The sequence below is a fragment of the Bacteroidales bacterium genome, assembly GCA_018334875.1.
GTDB lineage: Bacteria > Bacteroidota > Bacteroidia > Bacteroidales > UBA12077 > JAGXLC01.
This window is the reverse complement of sequence record JAGXLC010000366.1, coordinates 1-4,086: the sequence shown is the minus strand read 5'-3', so window position 1 is coordinate 4,086 and position 4,086 is coordinate 1. Positions and strand designations below refer to the sequence as shown.

The window sequence follows — 4,086 nt, the reverse complement described above, 5'->3', positions numbered from 1 at the left end:
ACTTCATTAGTTTGATGCTTTATAGAATGGCAATATGAATGAAGTTATTGGCTATTGTGTTCTCGTATGTCTGTTTTGGTTAAAGAATGATGAGATTAATGGCCACGAATGCACAAATGTATTTTTGATTGGCGTTTTCAGCGCACTCTAACGAGGCGCCGGTTAATCGGCGGGAAATTGTTGCTATCGCTATTGGCCCTCTACGAGGGCGTTACCTGAGGATTGTTCATCTACCATAATGTCGTCGCTACGCGACTGATGGTTTGCTGATACAACTGAATGACAACTGAATGACAACCGAATGACTATGAATGACAATTGAATGACGACCGAATGACAAATGAATTTCCTTTGTTTGGAATTACCTTCCCGCATTGGAGAAGTTCCGTCCCATTATCCCAAATTAATGACCCTTTGTCCGAAATTTCTTTCCCCCACTCCTGTAATTTTTTCTTCCTTTTGGGGAGTAGTGCCCCATTATTTCTAATTTACTTCCCCTTATAAGAAATTCATTTCCCTTTTTTCGGAATTACTTTCCTATAGTCCGGGCTTTATTTTCCATTGTGAGAATGATGCGTCGAACAGTTCCGATTGACCTTCCCATTATTTGGATGATTCATCGAACAGTTCCAATTAACTTTCCCATTGTTCGGGTGATCCATCGAACAGTTCGGATTGACTTTCCCATTGTTTAGGTGATTTATCGAAAAGTTCGGATTGGCCTTCCTATTGTTCGGATGATCCTTCGGATAGTTCTGGTTGATTTTTCCATTGTATCGATGGTTCTCCGGACACATCGGATTTAGATTTCATCTGTCCAGGTTGGAGAAATGATTTAAGGTTTGGAGGGGACAGAAAAACTTTCCGGCGTGTTTAACTCACGCCGGAAAGTATGGATGTGCTTATTCTTCTGTTTCCGGTTCTTCATCGGTAGTGGGTTGACTCATATTCATCTGCCGGGCAATTGTTTAAATTCATTAACAAGATAAGGAAAATATTTAAACGAGCAAAAATAATTTTCTAAATTTCAGAATTTTATTTTATACGGAAGGGCAAAATACGTTATATCAGGATCTTATAATCAGTCAGAGGGGGCTCAAAATCCTCAAACGATTCATATATTTTCTTGTCTAAAGTTCTGATGAAGTAGGCTTAATTGATAATAAGGTAATAAGGTTAAGGTGAACGTGGGCATATTCAGAGCTACTAAGGTCCAAGATAGTAAAATAAGGTTTTTAATATTTTTATATATCTTGCAGAACCGTTGTATGGCAAAATGGTGTCAAAAGATATATCTTTTTAAAAAAAACACATCCAATCATGCTGGTATTGAAAACCTTATTTTTCAATATATTAAACCTTCCATTTTTTCTTGTGAACATCCACACCGACATAAAAATTTTGACCGGTAAAGTTTAATTTGTTAACTTGCGATTTCATAAGCTCGAGTTTTTAGAGTTAAACATTAATTTGATTTTCACCGAAATTTAACAAAATCTAAATTCTTGAGCTTATGTTTTTACAAACATAGGAACTTAGTAGCAAAGAGGACCCCTCAAAAAGTCCAACCTTATTACCTTATTTCTTTACAGACTCGTAACATTCCTCAGATTATCGGCTTATATGTTCTTCTGTTCCTAATGTGGTTCAATATTAATATTGTTTCATAATTGACCTTCTTTTCTACGGTTTCATAAAACAATTGGTGAGAAAACGGGTATGAGCATTTATCAGGAGGACATTTGAAGCTTATAACCATAGCCGCGGGAGCAGAGACGGAAATATCTGTCGCGCACTCTAACGAGGCGCCGGTTAATCGGCGGGAAATTGCTGCTATCGCTATTGGCCCTCTACGAGGGCGTTACACGGGGATCAGATCCAGGTTATAGAATCTAAAACATGGCATTTCATATTGGTGTATGAAGCATTCGAGTCATGCCTGCATGACTCTACAGAATAATTCTGGCAAAACAACCAATGACGATTAATGACAATCAATGACAATCAATGACCACCAATGACCACCAATGACCACCAATGACAATTAATGACTACCTAATGACTCTTATATTTAACTGCAAGCTCTGGCCCTTCTCCATTCAATCCCACCTGCCGGCGGGCAGGCATTCAATCTATGTGGTTCAAAAAAGGTGCCGTCGCTACGCGACTCATCCTCGATGGTGTGGGTTATTAATCTTTGTTTGGGATTATATCGGTCAGATGGGGGGAAGGAGCTGCAGCCGGTTCATTTTTCCGGACGCCTCAAAGTTCTGGCCCTCGCCAGTATGTCTGAAGGACTATGGGAAAGAAGTTATTTAAAGGATTTATTAAAAACAATTTTGCATGTCTGGATGTGCAAAATTTTAATATATTTGCACAAATAATTATGCAATGTACGAATTACAAGAACAGTCAGATTCCCTTAAAGGTCGTGTATCCACATACTTTAAAAGGTATTTGTATGACCAGGTCGATTGGAATGCTCGTCTCATAGGTATTAAAGGAGCCCGGGGTACCGGAAAAACCACCCTTTTGCTTCAATGGCTAAAAGTCCAGGGTCTGTCCTCTTCCAAAGCTGTTTACTTTACGCTGGATGATCTGTACTTCTCATCCCATACCCTGGTTGAAACAGCCAAAGATTTTTATAAACAGGGAGGACAGATTCTGGTCCTTGATGAAGTTCATAAATATCCCACCTGGTCAAGAGAAATAAAAATACTGTATGATCTTTATCCTGACCTTCAGATAGTATTCACAGGGTCTTCTATTATTGACCTGGCCAAACAGGAAGGAGATCTGAGCCGTCGTGCTGTCATCTACGAGCTGCATGGTTTATCCTACCGTGAATATTTAAAATTCATCGGCATTCTTGATCAATCTCCACTATCGCTGAATGAGATTGTTACTTCGGGTGGTCCGCTAAGGAGTCTGTTTCCCCATGAATTTAGGCCACTGGAACATTTTCAGGATTATCTCCAATACGGATATTATCCATTTTTTAAGGAATCTGAGGTCAACTACCATATGCGCCTTCAACAACTTATCCGGACAATTGTGGAATATGACATGGCCGAATTGCAAGGTTTTGATATACGGAATGCTAAAAAGATGCTTCAATTATTATATATCATCGCTCAAAACGTGCCTTTTAAACCCAATTTATCCAAATTATCTGAACAAAGTAAAATTCACCGTAACTCTCTGGTTAATTACCTGTATTTTCTTGAGCAAGGCAGGTTGATACGGTTGATCCATCCTTCAGGCATTAGTACATCAATCCTACAAAAACCTGAAAAAATCTATCTGAATAATACAAACCAGCTCTACGCTATGGCCGTAGAACCACCTTCTAAAGGAACACTAAGAGAAGTATTCTTATGCAGTCAGCTTGAAACTCAGTATCAGCTTAACATTCCTAAAAAAGGAGATTTTGTGGTAAATGGTCAATATATTTTTGAGGTAGGTGGTAAAAACAAAACAGCATCTCAGGTTGCAGATATTCCCAATAGCTACATTGTAAAGGATGACTTACAATATCCTGCGGGGGATGCTTTGCCTCTTTGGATTTTTGGTTTCATTTATTGAAATCTTCGAGCTGCCAGAAGAGCCTGTTTCTGTTATAGATAAGAAAATCAAAGGGAATTGAACGCGCAGGCAAGAAGGAACTATTATTCTCAGCCTGTGTAAACCCACCCGGTATGCTGCCATTATCACACCCGTCCGACCGAATTGCCTGAAGTTGCTGTTTGAGATGATTCGGGAGTTGTTGCTTCCGGAGGAAATTTGAAGCTTATAACCATAGCCGCGGGAGCAGAGACGGAAATATCTGTCGCGCACTCTAACGAGGCGCTGGTTAATCGGCGGGAAATTGTTGCTATCGCTATTGGCCCTCTAGGAGGGCGTTACCCGGGGATCAGATCCAGGTTATATAATCTAAAAAATGGCATTTCATATTGGTGTATGAAGCATTCGAGTCAAGGCATGACTCTATAGAATAACTATGTGGTTCAAAAAAGATGCTGTCGCTACGCGACTCATCCCATTAGGCTGGACTATTGGTCTACCATAATGTCGCCGCTACGCGAC

Annotated in this window: 1 protein-coding gene; it reads left to right on the top strand. The window is 39.7% G+C overall.

Features of this window, described 5'->3' with window-relative positions; all coding sequences use genetic code 11:
- Positions 1-2,391: 2,391 nt before the first annotated feature.
- Positions 2,392-3,585 carry an AAA family ATPase gene (locus tag KGY70_18155; GenBank protein ID MBS3777125.1) on the top strand — a complete coding sequence of 398 codons (1,194 nt, stop codon included), beginning with the start codon at positions 2,392-2,394 and terminating at the stop codon, positions 3,583-3,585.
- Positions 3,586-4,086: the final 501 nt, after the last annotated feature.

What these genes read in the sequence shown, in the direction of transcription:
- KGY70_18155 (MBS3777125.1), top strand. Translation starts at nt 2,392, where the DNA reads ATGTACGAATTACAAGAACAGTCAGATTCCCTTAAAGGTCGTGTATCC.